The sequence below is a fragment of the Brucella pecoris genome (assembly GCF_006376675.1).
Taxonomy (GTDB): domain Bacteria; phylum Pseudomonadota; class Alphaproteobacteria; order Rhizobiales; family Rhizobiaceae; genus Brucella; species Brucella pecoris.
In genome coordinates this window covers 1-2,543 of sequence record NZ_VEWK01000045.1, presented here as the reverse complement: position 1 = coordinate 2,543, position 2,543 = coordinate 1, and the positions used below count along the sequence as shown (strand labels likewise).

Genomic DNA, 2,543 nt, shown 5'->3' with positions numbered 1-2,543 from the left:
GACGTCGATATCGATATTTTGGTTCGCCTTATCCGTGGCCTGGAGAGCCTGTGATGATCACGCTTCCTTCAGGCCAGAATGTACAGGTGTGGATTGCGACGGGTCATACGGACATGCGGTGTGGGTTTCCTTCTCTGGCACTTCGGGTGCAGGAGGTGCTGAAGCACGACCCGCTTGGCGGTCATCTGTTTTGCTTCAGAGGGCGGAGGGGCGATCTTATAAAATTAATCTGGCATGACGGCCAGGGGAGCTGCCTGTTCACAAAAAGGCTCGAGCGTGGCAAGTTTATCTGGCCTTCTGCGGAAGGTGGCGCTGTTGCGATCTCACCTGCTCAATTATCTTATTTGCTGTCTGGAATAGACTGGCGCAATCCGCAGGAAACATGGCGTCCGAGGCGGGTTGGGTAGCATTATTTGATTGAAATTGCTAGATAATATGATTGAATAGCTTCATGAGTTTGAAGCCTTTCGATCTTCCTGCGGACCTTGAAAGTGCCTATCTGGCGCTGCTTTCAGAGCGTGCGGTTTTGCTGGCAGAACACAGTGTTGTCGTGGCGGAACGTGATGTGGCTGTAGCAGAGGCTGCTAATGCGCAGGCAATGCTGTCGGACAGCGAGGCATTGATCGCGGCTCTTGAACTGAAGATCGAAAAGCTCAGACGGGAATTGCGCGGCCAGCGCTCCGAGCGCACGGCGCGTCTGCTTGATCAGCTGGAATTGCAGCTCGAAGAACTGGTGATGGCGGCGAGCGAAGATGAGGCTGCCGCACAGGTGGCATCTGCCAAAGCGTCGAACGTGCGTTCGTTTACGCGCCAACGACCGGTTCGCAAGCCATGGCCGGAAAATATCGAGCGTGAGCGTGTCGTCATCGATCCGCCGACGACTTGTGCTTGTTGTGGTGGTTCACGCCTGTCGAAACTGGGCGAGGACATTACCGAGACGCTGGAAGAGATCCCGCGTCGCTTCAAGGTGATCGAGACCGTACGGGAAAAGTTCTCTTGCCGGGACTGCGAGGTGATCAGCCAGCCGCCAGCGCCATTCCATGTCACACCGCGTGGCTTTATTGGAGCGCAACTCCTGGCGACTATTTTATTCGACAAGTTTGGCATGCACATTCCGCTCAACCGGCAGGGTTCCCGGTTCAAATGCGAGGGGATCGACTTGTCGACCTCGACACTGGCCGATCAGGTCGGGCTTGGAACGTCTGCTCTGATGCCGCTCTTCGATTTGATTGAGAGCCATGTCTTTGCGGCTGAGCGACTTCACGGTGACGACACCACCATTCCCATCCGGGCGAAAGGCAGGTGCACGACTGGACGTATCTGGACATATGTTCTCGATGACCGGCCATTCGGTGGAACGGCACCGCCAGCGGCAGTCTATTATGCTTCGAGCGATCGGCGCGGCGAGCATCCACAGATGCATCTTGCCCAATATGGCGGTATTCTGCAGACCGATTGCTACAATGGCTTTGAACCGATTGCTGTTGCGCAAATAAAAGAGACGCCAATCACCTTCGCCTTTTGTCATGCGCATGCACGGCGGAAATTCTTTGAACTGGCCGATATTGAAAAGAGCGCCCGGGACCGCAAGCGCAATGGCAGGCCGATCTCCCCGATAGCACTTGAGGCCGTCAGACGCTTCGACGCGCTGTTCGATCGCATGATGCAATGACGCGTTCGACGTCGGCGGCTGCCAGATACCGCGGCAACGACGAAATGCGCCACTGCAATACCGGCGGAATGGCGTGATCAAGGTTGGGGCGGCACAAGCCAGCACCCGCGAGGTAGCGAAGATAACTACGCAAGGCGCTTGTTATGGTCCTCAGATCAGCCGGCCCGGTGCGCTCGCGCCACTCTCGGACGACTTTACGGATCAGGCTAGCATCATAGTCGAGGGTCGCCGTGCCGAGCAACGGCAACAGCTTATGGAGGTCGCGAAGGTGACGGGCGATCGTTAGTTCCGCCAGTCCTCGGTGGATGCGCAACCAGCTCTGATATCCATCAAGCAAGGGATATGGCGACGCGATCTTCAAAGATGGACATACGACACCTGCTCTTTGCAGGAAAATAACGAACCTCCCGGCACGACGCGAGTATTTTGGCGAGATCCGCGGCCACTGCCGCCCACCGGGACATCCACACCGATGTTCGGCAAAGCTACGAACGATATCATCATCGATGACGTCGATCGAGATGCCCGCTTTACAAAGCCAAGCTGCGAAATGACGAGCCGACGCTGTGTAGCCCTTAATGGTCAGGGGCGTATATCTTTGAGCAGCAACCTCGTCCGCGAACCGATCAATCCATGACGACGACGGTCCGGGATCGAGGAACCCGTGATTACGATTATTGGCATCCATCATACTACGCTCTCCTCACAAGTGAACTCATAGTGAGGGAGCATAATTATGTGGAGCGTTCGCGCGTGTTCAATTTATCTAAGTATCTGCGCAGACAACCCAATCCTGGAGTGCACCCCGTTTCGCCGGACACGTCGGCTAGGTTGATTTAGCCCTGATGAACTGCCGAGGGGAAGCCATCTT

At 55.9% G+C, this 2,543-nt stretch carries 2 protein-coding genes and 1 pseudogene; 2 read left to right on the top strand and 1 reads right to left on the bottom strand.

Annotated elements, in window-relative coordinates:
• Nucleotides 1–407, top strand: a 407-nt coding sequence (gene tnpB / locus FIB18_RS24535) for an IS66 family insertion sequence element accessory protein TnpB (RefSeq protein ID WP_407921878.1), incomplete at its 5' end; no start/stop codon positions are given.
• Nucleotides 408–451: 44 nt separating this feature from the next.
• Nucleotides 452–1,657: pseudogene (gene tnpC / locus FIB18_RS24530) on the top strand (IS66 family transposase); the annotation flags it as partial.
• On the opposite strand, the gene FIB18_RS24525 reads toward tnpC, so the two are convergent.
• Nucleotides 1,632–2,360, bottom strand: coding sequence for a site-specific integrase (locus tag FIB18_RS24525; protein WP_328596267.1), 729 nt, complete (start codon nt 2,358–2,360; stop codon nt 1,632–1,634). The pseudogene tnpC and the gene FIB18_RS24525 overlap by 26 nt on opposite strands.
• Between the last annotated feature and the right edge of the window lie 183 nt (nt 2,361–2,543).